Annotated in this window: 13 protein-coding genes; all 13 read right to left on the reverse strand. The window is 42.9% G+C overall.

Annotated features, from left to right (window positions below):
• Window position 1 precedes the first annotated feature (1 nt).
• Window positions 2–1,402, reverse strand: a complete 1,401-nt coding sequence (locus EO98_RS08310) for a type IV pilin (protein WP_048138406.1) — start codon at window positions 1,400–1,402, stop codon at window positions 2–4.
• Between the two features lie 545 nt (window positions 1,403–1,947).
• Window positions 1,948–2,598, reverse strand: a complete 651-nt coding sequence (locus tag EO98_RS08315; RefSeq protein ID WP_048138408.1) for a hypothetical protein — start codon at window positions 2,596–2,598, stop codon at window positions 1,948–1,950.
• 10 nt (window positions 2,599–2,608) lie between these two features.
• Window positions 2,609–3,325 carry a hypothetical protein gene (locus EO98_RS08320; protein ID WP_048138410.1) on the reverse strand — a complete coding sequence of 239 codons (717 nt, stop codon included), beginning with the start codon at window positions 3,323–3,325 and terminating at the stop codon, window positions 2,609–2,611.
• Window positions 3,326–3,691: 366 nt separating this feature from the next.
• Entirely contained in the window at window positions 3,692–4,846 is a 1,155-nt protein-coding gene (locus EO98_RS08325; protein WP_048138412.1) for a hypothetical protein, read from the reverse strand.
• Between the two features lie 9 nt (window positions 4,847–4,855).
• Window positions 4,856–8,449: a VWA domain-containing protein gene (locus tag EO98_RS17480; protein WP_052734452.1), complete on the reverse strand. Its 3,594-nt coding sequence runs from the start codon at window positions 8,447–8,449 to the stop codon at window positions 4,856–4,858.
• A 377-nt stretch (window positions 8,450–8,826) separates the two neighbouring features.
• A complete protein-coding gene (locus tag EO98_RS08335) occupies window positions 8,827–9,192 on the reverse strand; it encodes a cupin domain-containing protein (protein WP_048138414.1) in 366 nt (121 codons plus the stop codon).
• A 41-nt stretch (window positions 9,193–9,233) separates the two neighbouring features.
• Window positions 9,234–9,887 (reverse strand): hypothetical protein, encoded by a 654-nt coding sequence (locus EO98_RS08340; protein WP_048138416.1) that lies wholly within the window; start codon window positions 9,885–9,887, stop codon window positions 9,234–9,236.
• A 302-nt stretch (window positions 9,888–10,189) separates the two neighbouring features.
• Window positions 10,190–10,474 (reverse strand): non-histone chromosomal MC1 family protein, encoded by a 285-nt coding sequence (locus EO98_RS08345; protein WP_048132491.1) that lies wholly within the window; start codon window positions 10,472–10,474, stop codon window positions 10,190–10,192.
• Window positions 10,475–10,720: 246 nt separating this feature from the next.
• Complete coding sequence (locus EO98_RS08350; protein WP_082098529.1) at window positions 10,721–11,248, reverse strand: SRPBCC domain-containing protein; 528 nt, start codon at window positions 11,246–11,248, stop codon at window positions 10,721–10,723.
• Window positions 11,249–11,302: 54 nt separating this feature from the next.
• Entirely contained in the window at window positions 11,303–11,977 is a 675-nt protein-coding gene (locus tag EO98_RS08355) for a PHP domain-containing protein (protein WP_048138466.1), read from the reverse strand.
• A gap of 541 nt (window positions 11,978–12,518) precedes the next feature.
• Window positions 12,519–13,811 (reverse strand): GTPase HflX, encoded by a 1,293-nt coding sequence (hflX, locus tag EO98_RS08360; protein ID WP_082098530.1) that lies wholly within the window; start codon window positions 13,809–13,811, stop codon window positions 12,519–12,521.
• The gene (locus tag EO98_RS08365) at window positions 13,808–14,203 is read right to left on the reverse strand and encodes a DUF2209 domain-containing protein (protein WP_048138421.1); all 396 of its coding nucleotides are present in this window, start codon (window positions 14,201–14,203) and stop codon (window positions 13,808–13,810) included. The genes hflX and EO98_RS08365 overlap by 4 nt, the downstream gene beginning before the upstream one ends.
• 197 nt (window positions 14,204–14,400) lie before the next feature.
• On the reverse strand, window positions 14,401–15,453 hold the full coding sequence (gene endA / locus EO98_RS08370; RefSeq protein ID WP_048138423.1) for a tRNA-intron lyase: 1,053 nt from the start codon (window positions 15,451–15,453) through the stop codon (window positions 14,401–14,403).
• Window positions 15,454–15,548: the final 95 nt, after the last annotated feature.

The following is a 15,548-nucleotide window of genomic DNA, read 5'->3' on the forward strand; positions in this document are numbered from 1 at the left end:
ATTAATGGTACACCGCCGTCCCGTTTTCTGTCTTATTATCCCATGTGTACGATGGGTGAGTCACCCCATTCACCGTAAAGGTGAACGTTAATGTATTTCCTTTGAATTCTTTCTCATCTGATTTAACCGTCACTTTCCCTGTTTCACCAGTCACTGCAGAATCCGTATCACTGGTTGAACCGCTCCAGGAGCCTGAAACCGTGGCACCTTCGACCGGATTATTGTTGTCAAGGATTGTCACAACAGCGGTTGCAACGTAAGTATTTCCCTGAATTTTGCTTGTTGTAACATTCACATTCTCAATGTGGATAAGATTTCCCTGAGGAGCCTCAGGAGACAAAGATTTTTCGCCGCCGCTGGGAATATATACCGCAATATAGTCAATATTCAGGAAATGCATACCGCTTTTTCCATGGTTTGCCTTTGCAAGTATAGAGACGTTGAGGTTTTCAAGGTCCTCGGCATTTGTGATGTGGGGCAGATCTACTATTTCAGAACCCCATCGAGGGTTATGTTTTCCGGAATGGTATTCCGGCATACTATATTCTTCGAATCTCCCTTCCGTTTGATCCCATACCCGTAGCTTAACCCATTTAAATGATCCATCATGCCCATTATAAACAACTTTGATCTTTGCGCCGGAAATGTTGAGATTTTCATAATCCGAAAAAGTGACCCCGAAAGACTTGAGCACTGATTCATTCAACCCGAACTCGAAATACTCATACATTGAAGCTTCTTCATTCGGATAATAAGTTGTAAATCCGCCTCTGATTTTTTGGACGTCATCGAGGCATGCGGATCCTTCAATACCTTTTTGGGACCTGGAATTGTCGAGTGCAAGAAGCTGGGGCGGGATCCATATGTATCCGTCGTCAGGAATTTTATCTACCGGGATGCGGTCATTAGGACTCTGAATATCATCATCAAGATAAATAGAAGGAATTAAAGAACTCTGTATCACTTTTTTAGAAGGGGTGTGTATAAGGAGTACAACTAAGTCCTCATCACAGTTTTCGAGATCGAGGCCACACACTTCTGACACATTAAGAGAAATGTATTCACTCAAGTCCCAATACCCATTATCCCCACATTCTTCAATAAGCTGGCCGGATAGCTCTTCCCCGTTTATGATATACTCTGTGCTGCCTGAATGCAGAACAAGTTTAAGGTCTCGGAGGGGGACCGATTCGCCTCCGTTATTACAGATAACTATTGTGTCGTTAAACGGATCGAATTGTTCATAAATGTCAATATGTGGGACGTCTGAAGGTTTTGGTTCAGACAACACAAAAATACCAATTGACGTCATCATTATAACAACGATGAGAGTCATAAGCACCTGGCCGAAGACTTCTGAAACCCCGCAATCATTAAGTATAAACTTTTTTGAACACACCATGGCAAACACCTGTTAGTTAGAAAAAGCTTACTTAGCATGTTTTTAAGATTATTGAAAACCGAAGAATTATGCTGGTATAAATATGGATGCACATGTACATAAACAATTTGTTAACAATGTTGAATCAAGTGACTGGAGACTGTTTGCAGTGTTCAGACCAATGATAACGTTCGTTTCTTTCGAGGAGTCGGGATAGCCGGGGCCACAAAATAAGATGAGTTTTTGCCCATATTATTGAAAGATTATTTTTTAAGAACCGGACAGAAAAAAGTAACAAAAAAGTACTGGATATGGGTATAAAACCATCATTCTTTGATTCTAAGACCATTTTTCTCTCTTATAATATGCAGTCATCCCCATTAATTTTCAATTCATTCCCCCTCTTCACCCCGTCCCCTATACCTAACAATGCACCTGCCGCATTCAGGGCTGCACCAAGCTCGTCACCATTGATGAGAACCTGTACTACATCCCATAGCGTACTTTTAATAAAATTATATACACCGGGTAAGGATAGACAGAATATTTTCTGTAACCCACAATCATCAATTTATATGCAGCCACCAATATTTGGCAGGGGCAAATGGTTCATAAGAAGGGTATTCGTCAAGACCCATACATTTTAAAATGTCATCAAGGTCCTTTTTGAAAATATTATCCATTTCTTGGACTTTGTTCTTTAATCCTTCAATGTTGAGTTTTCCATCCAAATATTCAAATAATATTTCTATATACGTTCTAACGCTAATTAGTATGTCAAATTCATACTCATCAGCAAAAAATAGTCCTTTATTCCTATTGAGAAAATATTCTTTATATAATGGATCGAGTTCTTCGTTTGCCCTAAAAATATCTTTATATTTTTGAAAATCCGAGAAATATTCTTCGTACGTACCAATTAAGCCCTTTAAATCATTGTAAAGAGGATTTAAAAAATCCTCTTTATAGTCTTTCTCATAAGCCTTAAACTCTTCATCTATTTTTGATACTTCTCTCTCAAATTGGCTTGTGTTACATCCTATTTTCCCAAGAGAATCTAATATCCAGAATATTCCTTTTCTATTGTATAATGGAAAAAATGGAGTTTTAACTCCATAGGGTCCCACTTTTTTTGGATCTGTTTTCATTTCATTTATAGAATCCCGATAATACTCTAGATATCGTCTAAGCGCATCTAAGAGATACTTTTTGTCCATTTATTCACCTTCATATAAGCCGAATAAATCTGTTTGGATTGTTATCTATTTCCTTGGCAGCTCTTATAAACAGGGTTGCAATCTGGCCGTCTTTATTTCCTGCTACGAATTTTCCCGTGGAACGTTCGTACACCCCTAATGTGCCATGCAAAGTATCATAGTATTTTTCCACACCGACTTGTTCATTGATCAGTGCCACCGCCATATCAACATACTGTTGTTTCCCAACTAGATCAGACGGATTTCCGCTTAAACTGAGTTTTTGCCCATGTTTTGCAAAATGATAATCCAGATTCGCAGCTGATCCTATATTTCCAGGCGACCAAACACCTGTATACACTTTTTCCAGTAAAGTTTTGACTTTATTCAGGTCCACGTCTTTATCGAAAAGTTTTATGAGCGTATCGACTGAAACGCTGTGAGCAGTATGCAAAGCAGAAGCTGCATCATCACACAGGGAATCCATTACTTTTAATGCAGTATATGGTGGGAGATCATCAAGAACTTTGCTCAGTACTTTACAGACCTCAAAGATTTTTGTGGGATATTTAGAAACGAAGAGACTGATGGCTGCACCTGTTTTCACCCCGTCCCCTATACCTGACAATGCACCTACCGCATTCAGGGCAGCTCCTAATTCGTCACCGTTTATGAGAGCCTGAACTGCATCCCTTGCATCAGCTACAGCCCCGGCAACCGGGACCAGTGAAAAGCCGATCCAGCCCACAAGGTAATAAGGAGAAGAAGCAATCTCACTATCAACAAACCCGGCAAGGCTCCCGCCTTCAATGCCGCATTCCCCGAAGACTGCGCCAAGAACGATTGCACGACCTATCTCAAGGGTGCTGGATTCAGGGTCTATGCTGGTTGGGGAGAGAGGGTACTCGTCGTCAAAGTCAGTTATATTGTCCTTGTCTGTATCTGGAGAGAGGGGATTCGTGCCAAGTTCAAATTCTTCGAAATCGTCAAAGGCATCGATGAGAAATGGATAAAAAAATATTGCAGACTCGACCTCGATTGAAATCGAGTCTTTTCAAGTTTATATTTAGTTATTGGCCGTAAACTCAATAGAGAGTTTCTTCCTTATTGGAGATTATTCAATATCTGGAGAAAAATAGAAATACAGATTGTGTCCCGATTCTACTGCATCCTCTGCAACTCTTAGCACTATCCTAGTCTTTTCTTTTACCCAGTCAGCTACATTATTCCTAGCAAGCAACCTTTCACATTCTTCAACAAGAGGTTCTGGTTCAAGGTAACTCTCAGAAAGGTAAGTTTCCATGAGTGAAGCAAGATTAGGATAGTCACCCAGTTTTCTGATTTCGTCACAATACTTTTCAAGCTCACTGTTGGTACCAAGGAAATCCTCAGAACCACCTTCTAAACTGGTAATTGCAATAATCCCCGGCTTTTCATCATCTAACAAGAATTCAACTTTTATCTCAGGAAGAGGCTTTTTCTCCTGCTGTTTTATTTCAGCAGGTACGCTTTTTGCCTCATAGACATCGGCGAATTTCTCTTTCAGGTGGAAATAGTAGAGATAAGCCTTAAGTTTATGTCTGTTCTCTCTGAGACTTTTAATAAATTCCTCGATACCTTTTTGTGCATTTTTAAGAGTCTCATCAGTCGGATTCAATTTATATTCGCAGAGTGGAACAACAGCTTTGGTAAGCGCATATTCCACAGTACGCCACATTTCCACTCCTGATTTTTTATATCTATTTAGGTAAGGAACAACCTGAACCAGCAGCTCATGTGCCTCTTCGTATTTGCCAAGGTTTAGCAAGGAATAACCACGCCAGAGATGGGCAACAGCAATATCATCGAAATACCCTTCCTTCATCCAGAAATCAAAGTAATCTTCTGGAACAACAAAATTCTCGGCTGCCCATCCAAAAAGCTTTTCAGCGGTAAGCGAATCTGAATTTGATAGGTTAAAGTATATTGCTTCATTCACAAAATAAGTACTGTAATCATGTAAAAATCCAACATCAGCTACTTGTTCATCAGAAAGCTTACCATACCTGGAGGAGGGAGCATTGAAGGTTACGAAGTACTTAAAAAACCATGAAGACTTCTGTTTATCTCCAAAATACCTGTATATTATTCCTAGATCTTTATAAGCATCCACCAGATCTAAAAAAAAATCAGTTGGGTATTTTTCTAATACCCCTTTTTCTTTCAAAAAATTTTCCCATTTTTCTTTTTTTTCTTCAAGAAAAATGGAGAACTTGTCTTTCTTAGCCATATTCATTCCTCACATATTTGCTGCTATGATATTGATGCTAACTGTGCCAGTAATTATCTGTCCCTCTTTTTTATACGTATACGGTACTTGTGAAGCCTCCCCCAATTGTGAAATCAAACTATTTTTAATTGTCACACTTTCCGGACTATTTATATAAAGGACGAACTCCTTAGGGAAGTCTGGGTCCATGAAATGAGAGTCATCGCCAAGTTTATTAACCACATATTTAGTGTTGAATGTTAATTCGCCTGTAATTTTATCCTTTTTGATATAATTTTTCAAATCTGGCAAATATAAATTATTCCTAACAGCCTTTGATTCTCCTATTTTCAGAGTACCTCCAGCAACTGCTGCATAGTCTATGCCTCCCTTGTTTACATGGGACAAATCTACTACTTTAACTCCGCCAATGAACTCTGCCAACAGATCTTCTGTGTATGCACCATAAAGGTTCCTGGCACACCGGTCTACATAACCGGAATTTCCTTTTCTCTGGGCTGCAGCAAGTTTCTGCGCGTCGAAGGTTACCCGTTTTTTCAGGGTTCCGCCTTCTTCGGCAAATCTTGCCTCCAAAAATGTTTTCAAGCCGGGGTAACGATTAAAAGCATTACTGTCGCCCAAAGCCTTTTCGAAAGCTGCAATATCTACACCCGCTTCAAGAAGCTTTTTAACTGCATTATCAGTGAAACCTTTAGCAATTAATTCGTCTTTAGCGTCCGTAAGTTTTGGAGAACTATCTATTACCGCTTTTACAGCCTGTTCTCTAAAAGTGCCTGCAGGGATGAATTTAGCCGAGAAAATAGCGATATCTCCCGCTTCATCCGCATGCTTTGCAACAAACTCCCCTATGCTGGTTAAAATTTTAGCTGCATCTCCACCCAGCGGGACAAGACCAAGGCCGTTTAACAGTGTATCCACTACATTACCTGCTATTATGGATGCAGCCATATCCCGGATGTCCCCAAGTGCAACAAGTCCACTTACAAGGTGACCTGCAAGATAGTAGAGGCTGTCATGCTCATCGTAACCAAATTCGCCTAAAACAGCTCCCAGCACGAATTCCCTTGCAATCTCCTCATAACTATAGTGCTTTTCGTACACAAGAGGATCAAACAACGGATGATAATATTCCGCGAAATCTCCTAGCCCGTCAAAATCAGTGTCCTTAAGCGTGGGTTCGGTTCCGATCTCAAGTTCAAACCCGTCATTTAACCAGTCGTTATCGGTGTCAGAGTCCAGTGCGGAGCAGGAGAATTCTTCTTCATCAGGGTCGTCAATACCGTCGTTGTCAGAGTCGATTTTCAGGGGATTACTTATGAAATGGAAGAAGACCCTGCCGTCAACTGTGGTTACAACCCCGGCTTCTTCCCCGTCAAGCAGCCCGTCCCCATCAGTATCCGAATTATTGGGGTCGGTGGTGTACCAGTTGCCAAAGCCGTCCCTGAAACCGGTGGTTTCGGTGATGTCGGGAATGCCATCATCATCTGTATCTGTTGGCTCGATTTCTTCAGAGATCGTCCGGAAGACATCAGGCAGGTCTTCGGCAGTTGAAACGGAGAAATACTGGCCGCCTGTGGCCGTTGCAATACCTGTGAGCAGAGCGGTGTCCACATCGCTGCCAAGGCCGACGGTGTAGACGGTAATATTATTGTTTATTGCCTGCTGGGTGTAGGTATTGCTGTAGGTGCCCTGACCGTCGGTGAGCAGGATTACCATCCAGGCGTGTTCGGAATCCCCGGAATTGATAAGGTGGCTGTTTGCGGTGTTCATACCGGCGCCGATGTTCGTTCCGCCGGAGGCATCAAGGCTGTTTATGGAAGAATTTACGGCATCGAAGTCGCTGGTAAGGGGACGGATAAGCCTTGAATAAGAGTCAAAGTCGACGACTCCTGCCCGGTCCCCGGGGAGGAGAGCCCCAACGAAGTTCTTTGCAGCGGTTTTCCGGTAACCGTAGGGGTCGTTCCAGCTCATGCTGCCCGAACTGTCCATTGCAAACATGACGTCCACATAGACCACATCGACTCCACCGCCTCCTCCCCTGCCAAGGTTCATCTCGGCGTCGAAAAGGGCGTTCCATGTCGGGACATAGAAGATCGCAAAGGTCGAGAAGTGGGATGTGAGACCTGTTACGGTATGGTTTGCCGGGTCAACCGTAGATTCTACGGGCTCGAAAGTTCCGGCGCTATCATTGAAATAAAATAAGGACAGGTTTCCCGGGTCAGGCACTTTTGCAGGGTCGTAGGGAATTGTTACCTGTGCATTCTCAAAAGTCCTGTTCTCCAAGCTGAAGTCCACAACAGGGCTCACAAGTGCCGAGACGTTGGTAAACAGTTCCGAGGTTTCCTCGTATATGACAACTTCTTTTGCAAGGTCTCCAGTACCCTCTATTTCGACCATGACTCCGAGTTCGTCATCGATCAGGGTGGAGACATAAGTTTCATCTCCATCAGGTATCCCGTCCCCGTCGCTGTCCGGGTTCAGGGGATCAGTCCCGAGGCGAAGTTCACTATCGTCGGAAAGCCCGTCGTTGTCAGTATCCGATAACAGCGGGTCCGTACCCGAAGAATTTACCTCAAAGCTATCGGAAAGCGAATCCCCATCACTGTCCTCGCGCAGGGGATCGGTTCCGTACTCCTGCTCTTCAAGGTTAGTAAGGCCGTCTGAATCCGGGTCTTCCTGCGCATCAGACACTCCGTCTCCGTTTGAGTCCCCTGAATTTACATCAGTCAGGAGGCCCATTCTCATAAGTTCGAAATAATCTGAAAGCCCGTCGGAATCCGTATCCTCTTCAAAGGGGGAAGCTCCTATACGGGACTTTACAAACGCAGGCAGCTGGCCGCCAAGCATTTCCATCCCGTCGGGAATTCCGTTTCCGGCTTCGTTTTCAGGGGTCATGGTTGAGTCGGAGTCGGGGTTCAGGGGGTCAAAGCCCAGCAGGTATTCATAAGATTCCGGCAGCATGTCCCCGTCCAGCAGGAGAGTTGCCGAGTGCACCCGGCCAGCGAGATCGCTTCCTGAAACAGTAATATTAGCGGGGCCTGTAAGGTTCAGTTCGGTAGAGAAATTCCCGTTTTCCAGAGGAAGAACAGAAGTTATTCCATTGAAGGTAAGACTGATATCGGAAGTTATTAGAGTGTCAACAAAACCCGAAACATCAACAGTTCCGGAGGAAAACGTGTCATCGGAAGGAGAATTAATCGTAATAAAAGGAGATTCGTCTTCTATCCAGAGCGTAATCTGGCTTCCGGGAGCACTCCGCATTTCAACTTCAATATTAATGTCGTTTTCAGGTTCAAGAGATATACTCTTCTGGATCAGGTCTACGTTCTGGTTGAAGTCTGCCGGCCCGACTACGGGGACCCCGTTCAAAAAAATAAAAGAACTGCTGCTTGTATTTATTGCTCCGTCACCGTTTCTGATACAGAGGGTATAATTCTCATGAACATGATCCAGTGAAAAACTATCGTTTACTCTAACGGGTTTTCCATCCTCTCGTTCAAATTGTGCAGGCCCGTAGACTGTTGAAGCCATTACTGCGGGACTGAAAATGGAAACCATTATTATCGCTGCTAATACCAGCGCAGAGAACGCATTGGGTTTCATTCTTGTTGCTCCTGTTATACAAAAAATCTCACGGACATGGAGAGTTATTGTAAAAACTGTATTAAGAAAATTTGATAAAATCTCAACAAATTTGAGATGTGATATTATAAAGAGATATCTCGTTAGTTGCTCAAAAATGAGATTTGTGTTAATAAGTAATAATAAAATTAATTAAATAAACAAAGTTTGCATAAAAACAGAGTGCTCAGAATACCGTATCCAGCCGTTATTGTCATGCTTGTTTACGACGGCGTTTTCCATGATAAAAGACAGACACGAAAGTGAAAGCCAGTACCTGAAAGCAATCAAAAAACGCAATTCGGAAACAGATAAACAGAAATAAAAAATAGAAATAATCTTATGAGGATTTCAAAAACTCATTCCATCAATTCCGTATCCTCATGCGAATACGCCGGCGCACAGCAGCAGAGAATTTTCAGCTCTTTTTCACCGGGATTTCGGACCCTGTGTGGAGTTCCGGGAGCAATACAGATGGAATCGCCTTTTCTGACCTCGAATTCTTCAGAGCCGAGGGTCATTATCCCGCTGCCTTCGGTGATGTGATAGATTTCTTCGGTTACCCTGTGTTTGTGAAGGAACGTTTTCCCTCCGGCAGGCACGATGGCTTCGGCAAGGCTCTGGTTTGAGTTGCCGTGGACTGAGGGATGCATGAGTTCGCGGATTATTGAGCCATCTTTTGTAATGTAGGGCTTGACTTTGCTGTATTCGGTTTTTATCTGCATTCAGAACTACTGAAACTGCCAACTATATAACTATTTTTATTTTAAAGAGATGGGAGTACTTCGTCTTCCTGCAAAAATTCTGAAAAAAGCGTGGGGCAGTCCGGGATCTTTTCAGCATCTATCATAATCAGATTAAGGTAAAAAGGACCTCCGCCTTTAATGTCTACAGGAGCAAGGTCGACGAATTCCAGGATGTCAACCGGATATTCGAGATAAGAGATCTCAAGCTCAGGATGGTTCAAATTTTCTTTGCAGGGGAGACCCACAGCATAGATTTTGGAATCTAAAAGGTCTTCAGCTCCTGCATCCAGAATAAACGCAAAAAAGAAATACAGCCCATGGGGCAGATCAATCATGTACCTGGTGTCTGCATCAAGCTCGGATAATAAAAGGTTCTGTGTCTTTTTCCTGTACACCATCAAAAGCAACACTTTATCTTCGGAAAGGAGTTCCTGAACCGTATCTGGCAGGAAAAGACTCCCAAAGACAAACTCGTACTCTTCATAAATCGAAGCCGTAAAATCGTTTCTGACAAACAACAGGCCGTCCTGGTCCGAAAGCGAATAACTCATATTGCCCTGAAGATCAATTATCGGATATTTCCCTGAAGAAGTATCCTTCCAGAAACGGTCAAGAGCTTTGTCCTCTATTCGGGACAACAGGTGTATACATTTTCCAACAGCAATACCTTCCAATAGTAACCCCTCCCACTGATTCCGCGGCTCATATTCAGCCCGATTTTTCCTATAAAAAACCCCCTTTGTAGAATCAAAGGTCACATGATATTAATTTCAATAAATTATAAGAACGGCATAATATAAATGACTGGACATAAAAACAGGTCAAATAATTAAGAATTCAAGATAGAATTCAAGATGAAAATCCAAAAAACAAATCCAGATAGAAATCCAAAAAACAAATCCAGAAAATAGATCAGGAAAATTATAGAAAAAAAGAAAGAACCTTGAATTTCAAGGTAGATGAGGAAAACTAGATTTTACTCGATTGTTTCTATTTTCTCTTTCTTGACAAAGGGCTTACTGATTTTTGCTGGCATCCATTCAGGCCTGTTTTTTGGAGCTGCGACAGTTTGCTTCCATGCTTTGAAAACATGAACTTTCTTTGTCCCGCGTTCCCTGAGTCGGATAATATCTGGCTTTGATTTGGTTCCGGTGCCCCTGTTTGCAGCTTTAAGGGCAGCTTGCCGAGGCTGTTTTCCAGAGAAAACTCCGTGCTCATTACCTTCTACATCCCGTAAAACAAAATTTCTTGTGTCAGACATAAGGAATATCTCCTAAAATATGTTATAAGAGAATGATAAAAGTGAAGGTATATATAATTTTCTTTGTATGTTGTCAAGGGTCATTGGTTTATGTTAGATTTACCTCAATTCAGGGATTGTGTATATACCTAATTTGGAACTGGCCCTTCCAGGGAAAACAATATCATTAGCAACATTTTCATAAGTAAAATAAGCAAATCTCAACGAGATGGCTTTCTTTAATAACAGGTTAAGAATTTTATAAATTTATTTGACCCTTTCCGCCCTTTTTTTGAGGGCATTGTTCATATCCCCAAAGCTGCGTACCGTACCCTTCTCTATAGACCATGAAGTGCTGATAATAGGAATTGCAATGCCATTGAAGATCTCTTTCTGGATAAAGCGTACCTTGCGACCTGAAATTTCTTCAAGGATGAGGCTGTGTTCCCCATCGAGCAGCCCGGGGAAAAAGAAACTTCCTTTCCATGTAAACTCTTTTCTTGGCTCAAGGCGAATTATCCTCGGGTGAAGGGTCACGCCTTTTTTTTCCCAATCCGGCTTCATATAGACTTTAATTTTGCTCCCGACCTTTGCCTCCCCGCTGATTTCCTTTATGTAGGGGTTCCAGTTGGGGTAGGCTGCAAAATCCATAAGGATCTGCCAGATGCGGTCCGCAGAAGCGAAGATTTCAATTTCTGTGCTGATTTCTTTTTTGAACCCGATGATTGCAACTCCTCTTTCGCTTTTCCTGTTTTTTCTTAGTCTATCGAAGGCAAACTTATTAACCCTGTTTATTTAGATCGGAAGCAGGGAAGATAAAATAGAAAAAAGAAGATCCAAGCTATAAGTTCAAGCCCTTCCGAAGAGTTTTTTCTTCAATTTTCGCTTTACGCTTCCCGACATCTGTTTCAGGATAATTGGAGTGGGCGTGTTTTTTCCTGCGGGGGCAACTTTACCTTCTCTTATTGCCCTGAGCACTACCTCGACTGTGTTTTCGGAAGCATCGATTTCAGTGTACGCCTGCCCTACCATTTCAGGAATATGGGAATCACTTCCTGCAACTTCGGGTATTCCGAGTCTTTTTGCCTCAGCCAGAGCTTTCCTGTTGGCTCCGTTAAAAAGGCAGCGAGAATTGAAGACCTCAACTGCATCAATATCAAGCCCTTCAAAACTTCCAATGCCGTGGGAGCTGCGCTTGAAAGGGTGGGGGATGATAACCGTACCTCCAAGTTTTCGAGCCCTGCGGATAGTTTCTTCCGGACTTAACAGAGGCTCTATATTCTCCCTGATTCCCAGAACCAGGATATGCCCTTTTGAAGAACTCACCTCCACGCCGGGAATGACTGTGATTTCAAGACCAAGCTCCATAGCTTTTTTTGCACAGGCGAGCCCGCCTTCAACCGTATCATGGTCACAGATGGCAAATCCGTCAAGTCCCCTTTTGCGGGCAACCTCAAGGATATCTTCATGGCTTGACTCGCTATCTTTTGAATGCTCGGAATGTACGTGAAGATCGAATTTCATGCTAATATAAAAATGAGCGATGAAGTTATATAAATTTTGAAACGGAGAAGAAGAAAGAGAAAAAGAAAGATAGCAGGCGCCTGACGAATTGGAATTCAGAAAAAGGAAGAAAAGGATCAAGGAAAGTAAAATCAAAAAGCAGGGCTCTGTGAATTTAATTCGGAAAAGAGAATAAGGATAACTGAATAAGGATAATTGAATAAGGATAACTGAATAAGGATAGCTGAATAAGGATAAACAAACTGAAAAAAATGAAAGGAGGAATAGCGAACGGGCAAGTGTATATAAAAAATCTGGTGTAGGGGTAGTTTAGGATATTAGGAGGGTCTGATGTATTCAGTAGACACCCGTTCGCAAATAAACAAACAACTTTCGGGTATAAATGTCTTTCGTAGATATACGAACGATGTTCAGGTTATGAAAAAAAATATCGGAAAAGAAAAACATTGGTAAATGTACGGACAATATACCAATGGTTATTATATAATTGGAAAAGCTTTTTATTCTTCAATGCCGCCTGAAAAAGCACCATAAACGTTATTCAATGTCGGTCATCCAGAGTCTGTTCCAGAGATTTTATCCTGTTGATTACCTCTGTTCTGGCTTCATAATCCACTGAAATTCGCTTCCCGTATTCAACCCTGTGTACAATACCCTCTTCATACAGCCAGGAGAGAATTGACATCCCTTTTTCCGAGTTCGGAAGGGAAAAGGAGTAGAAAAACCAGGCAGGAAGGTGTTTGATTATCTCGGCTTTTAACTCCTGCATGCCAACCTTTTCTTTTGCGGAAATGAACACAGGATTGGGAGCCATATAGCCTATTTCTTCCATAACAGCTTCAAGTTCGGATGCTTCAAGCAAATCGGCCTTGTTGAGCACTGTAATCACCGGAACTCCCTGGATGCGGTCCCAGAGAGTATCGTGAGCTGTGGAAAGCTTCTGCAGGATTATCTCAGGTTTTTCGCTTACATCAACTACCAGCAGGATAAGGTCGGAAAGAAAGATCTCATCGAGGGTAGATTTGAAGGCATCAACCAGCCAGTGCGGGAGCTCCTCTATGAACCCTACGGTATCTGTCAAAAGAGCCTTTCTTCCGCCCAGGTCAAGTGCCCGGGTAGTCGGCACAAGGGTTGTAAAGAGCATATTCTGTGCTTCAACGCTTTCATCAACAATGGCATTGAAGAGAGTGCTTTTTCCGGCATTTGTATAACCTGCAAGGGAGACCAGGGAAAAACCCTTCCTATGTCGAAACGCCCGCAGAGACTCATCATCTTTTTCTGCAGACTCAAGTTCATTTTCAATCTTTGTTATCCTTTTCTTCAGGTCCTGTTCATAAGCGTCTTCATAGTCCCCAAGCCCCATGAAACCTGCCCTTTCCTCCTTTTTCAGAAGGGAAACAATAGCTCTTGCCCTCGGAACCTCATACCTCAGCCTCGCAAGTTCAACCTGCATCTTGGACCTGCGTGTGGTAGCTCTTTTTGCAAAGATTTCAAGGATAAGCTGGAACTTGTCTATTACCTGGCACCCGCAGATTTCCGATATATTAAAAAGCTGAATTGTAGAGAGCCTGTTATAAAAGATGACCTTTTCAGCCCTCTTTATTCTCACAAGTTCGGCAAGCTCCTCTATCTTTCCTCTCCCCAGCTGGTATCTGGAATCCGGAAACCTTGTCTGAGTAAGCTCCCCAACAGTAACATAGCCTGCAGCCTTTGTAAGCTCCCTGAGTTCCTCAAAGAGATATTCGCTGCGTTCAGGATCAGCACGCGGATTGGTTCTTTTTACGAGAATTACCCGATTTTCGGTTTCTATTTTTTGTTCTGCTGGAATTTTCACGCCTCAATGTTAAGTTCTTTAAGAAGTAAATTTCGAGCGCTCAAAGAGATATGGTGAGCAAGTTCGATAGCCCTTCTCTCAGCTATGGACTCCTGGTACTTAAATGCCCTTGAAAACATACTTTCCGGCACCCAAAGGGGCTGGTTATACATATCCCCTTTTTCTGCCACAATTGTCCCCTCAAAGGAAAGCTGATTAGCCGTATCCTCAATCAGCTGCACGATATCAAGCAAGCCGGGTGCTCTTTTAAGCCAGAAGGGAAGGATCTTCACCTGCTTAACTTTTTCGATATGGTCAGCAGAAACAGTAAGAGCTGCTGCCGCACAGACCATGTAGTAGCCGCCTTTGATCCTGTGCCTGCCCGAAATGTCCACTGCAATGATATCCCACATTTATGTTTCACCCTCCTTCCGGGATGAAAACCCGATTTTCACGAACCCTTGAGAGAACGGTGAATGTGTTTACTCAGGTCTAATCTACTAAGGCCTAATCTACTAAGGCCTAATCTACTAAGGTCTAATCTACTAAGGTCTAATCTACTAAGGTCTGCCCGAAGAAACCTGAGGTAAAATCTCATTTTGATATAGAATCACATTTTGACTCTGCCAATATCCAGGTACTCGACTCCTTCCCCTTTCTCGACTGCAAAGAGCATTCGCTTGCGCACACTGTTTGCAAGCCTGACAGCCCCGGACATAACCGGAAGCCTGAACTCGTAATCTGCAGGGATAGCGTTCACAAGATACTCGGAATGAGGAATTTTTTCAATGGAATCGACTTTCCTGTAGACCCTGAAATGGGTCCCGAACTTAAAACCTGTCTTGACCACGTGCCCTGAGTCCCGCAAAGCTTTATACGCAAGGTATTTCCGCAGGAAAGAACCTTCGATTTTCGAGGCTTTCTCAACAAACTCTTCGAATGAAAAGACCTTTCCTTTCCTGTCTCTTACAACTATGATCCCTCTGGAAAAGAGGTAGAGGGACTCAACAAGGGAGAGCTGCAGCCTTTCAGAGTCAAGCATTTTCCCGTAGAAACCTCTGGTATAAAGGGCCCCGGAAGCCTCAGCGTCCCAGGCTATTACCCTGTCTTCGAGAAAAGTTGTATCGGTTTTGACGGCAGGGAAGGGCTCAGGCATCTCCCCTTCAGGGGCAGCGGTTTTAATCTCGTAGAAGGTGAGGTCACTTTCTTCATCCACCACAGCTAGGATAAACTGCTTATGCACGTTTTCTGCCGAGACGACCGAATCCTGCAAAAGCTTTACAGAAAGAAGCTGCCTTTCCGACAGGACATGAACAAAAATTCTTGCCGCACTTTTTCCGGGATGGCTGCCTCTGGGGTATACCCTGAAGTCCACAGCTGAAGGCTGGACATAATACCCCCGCTCTTTGAGGTCTTTATACACGATATACTTCAGCTCGAAATTCGGCTGCCTCAGAGAAGCCTGCTCGAAAAAGGCCCTGAAATCAAGCGGTTTTCCTTCAAGCTCAATCTCGAGTTTTCCTCTAAACTGAAGGTATGCGGCTTCCACAAGTGAGAGTTCAAGCCCGTCCCCCCTGGGACGCCCGAAATAACCTGTTTTGTAAAGTTCGGCCACCGCGTCCTTTCCGGCAAGGACCCGGTCCCCTTTAAGTTGTGTTTTCAATAGTTTCACCTGAAAAGAAAATAGAATGAAAATAAGTTTTATAAGAATCTTTTTTGTAACAATCTGAATTGTAACAATCTGGATTATTATGGCTT

The sequence above is a fragment of the Methanosarcina sp. 2.H.T.1A.6 genome, assembly GCF_000979455.1.
Taxonomy (GTDB): domain Archaea; phylum Halobacteriota; class Methanosarcinia; order Methanosarcinales; family Methanosarcinaceae; genus Methanosarcina.

Bases quoted from the DNA above. Each gene is read 5' to 3' on its own strand.
- EO98_RS08310 (WP_048138406.1), bottom strand. From the start codon at position 1,402: ATGGTGTGTTCAAAAAAGTTTATACTTAATGATTGCGGGGTTTCAGAA.
- EO98_RS08315 (WP_048138408.1), bottom strand. From the start codon at position 2,598: ATGGACAAAAAGTATCTCTTAGATGCGCTTAGACGATATCTAGAGTAT.
- EO98_RS08325 (WP_048138412.1), bottom strand. From the start codon at position 4,846: ATGGCTAAGAAAGACAAGTTCTCCATTTTTCTTGAAGAAAAAAAAGAA.
- EO98_RS17480 (WP_052734452.1), bottom strand. From the start codon at position 8,449: ATGAAACCCAATGCGTTCTCTGCGCTGGTATTAGCAGCGATAATAATG.
- EO98_RS08335 (WP_048138414.1), bottom strand. From the start codon at position 9,192: ATGCAGATAAAAACCGAATACAGCAAAGTCAAGCCCTACATTACAAAA.
- EO98_RS08345 (WP_048132491.1), bottom strand. From the start codon at position 10,474: ATGTCTGACACAAGAAATTTTGTTTTACGGGATGTAGAAGGTAATGAG.
- EO98_RS08355 (WP_048138466.1), bottom strand. From the start codon at position 11,977: ATGAAATTCGATCTTCACGTACATTCCGAGCATTCAAAAGATAGCGAG.
- EO98_RS08365 (WP_048138421.1), bottom strand. From the start codon at position 14,203: ATGTGGGATATCATTGCAGTGGACATTTCGGGCAGGCACAGGATCAAA.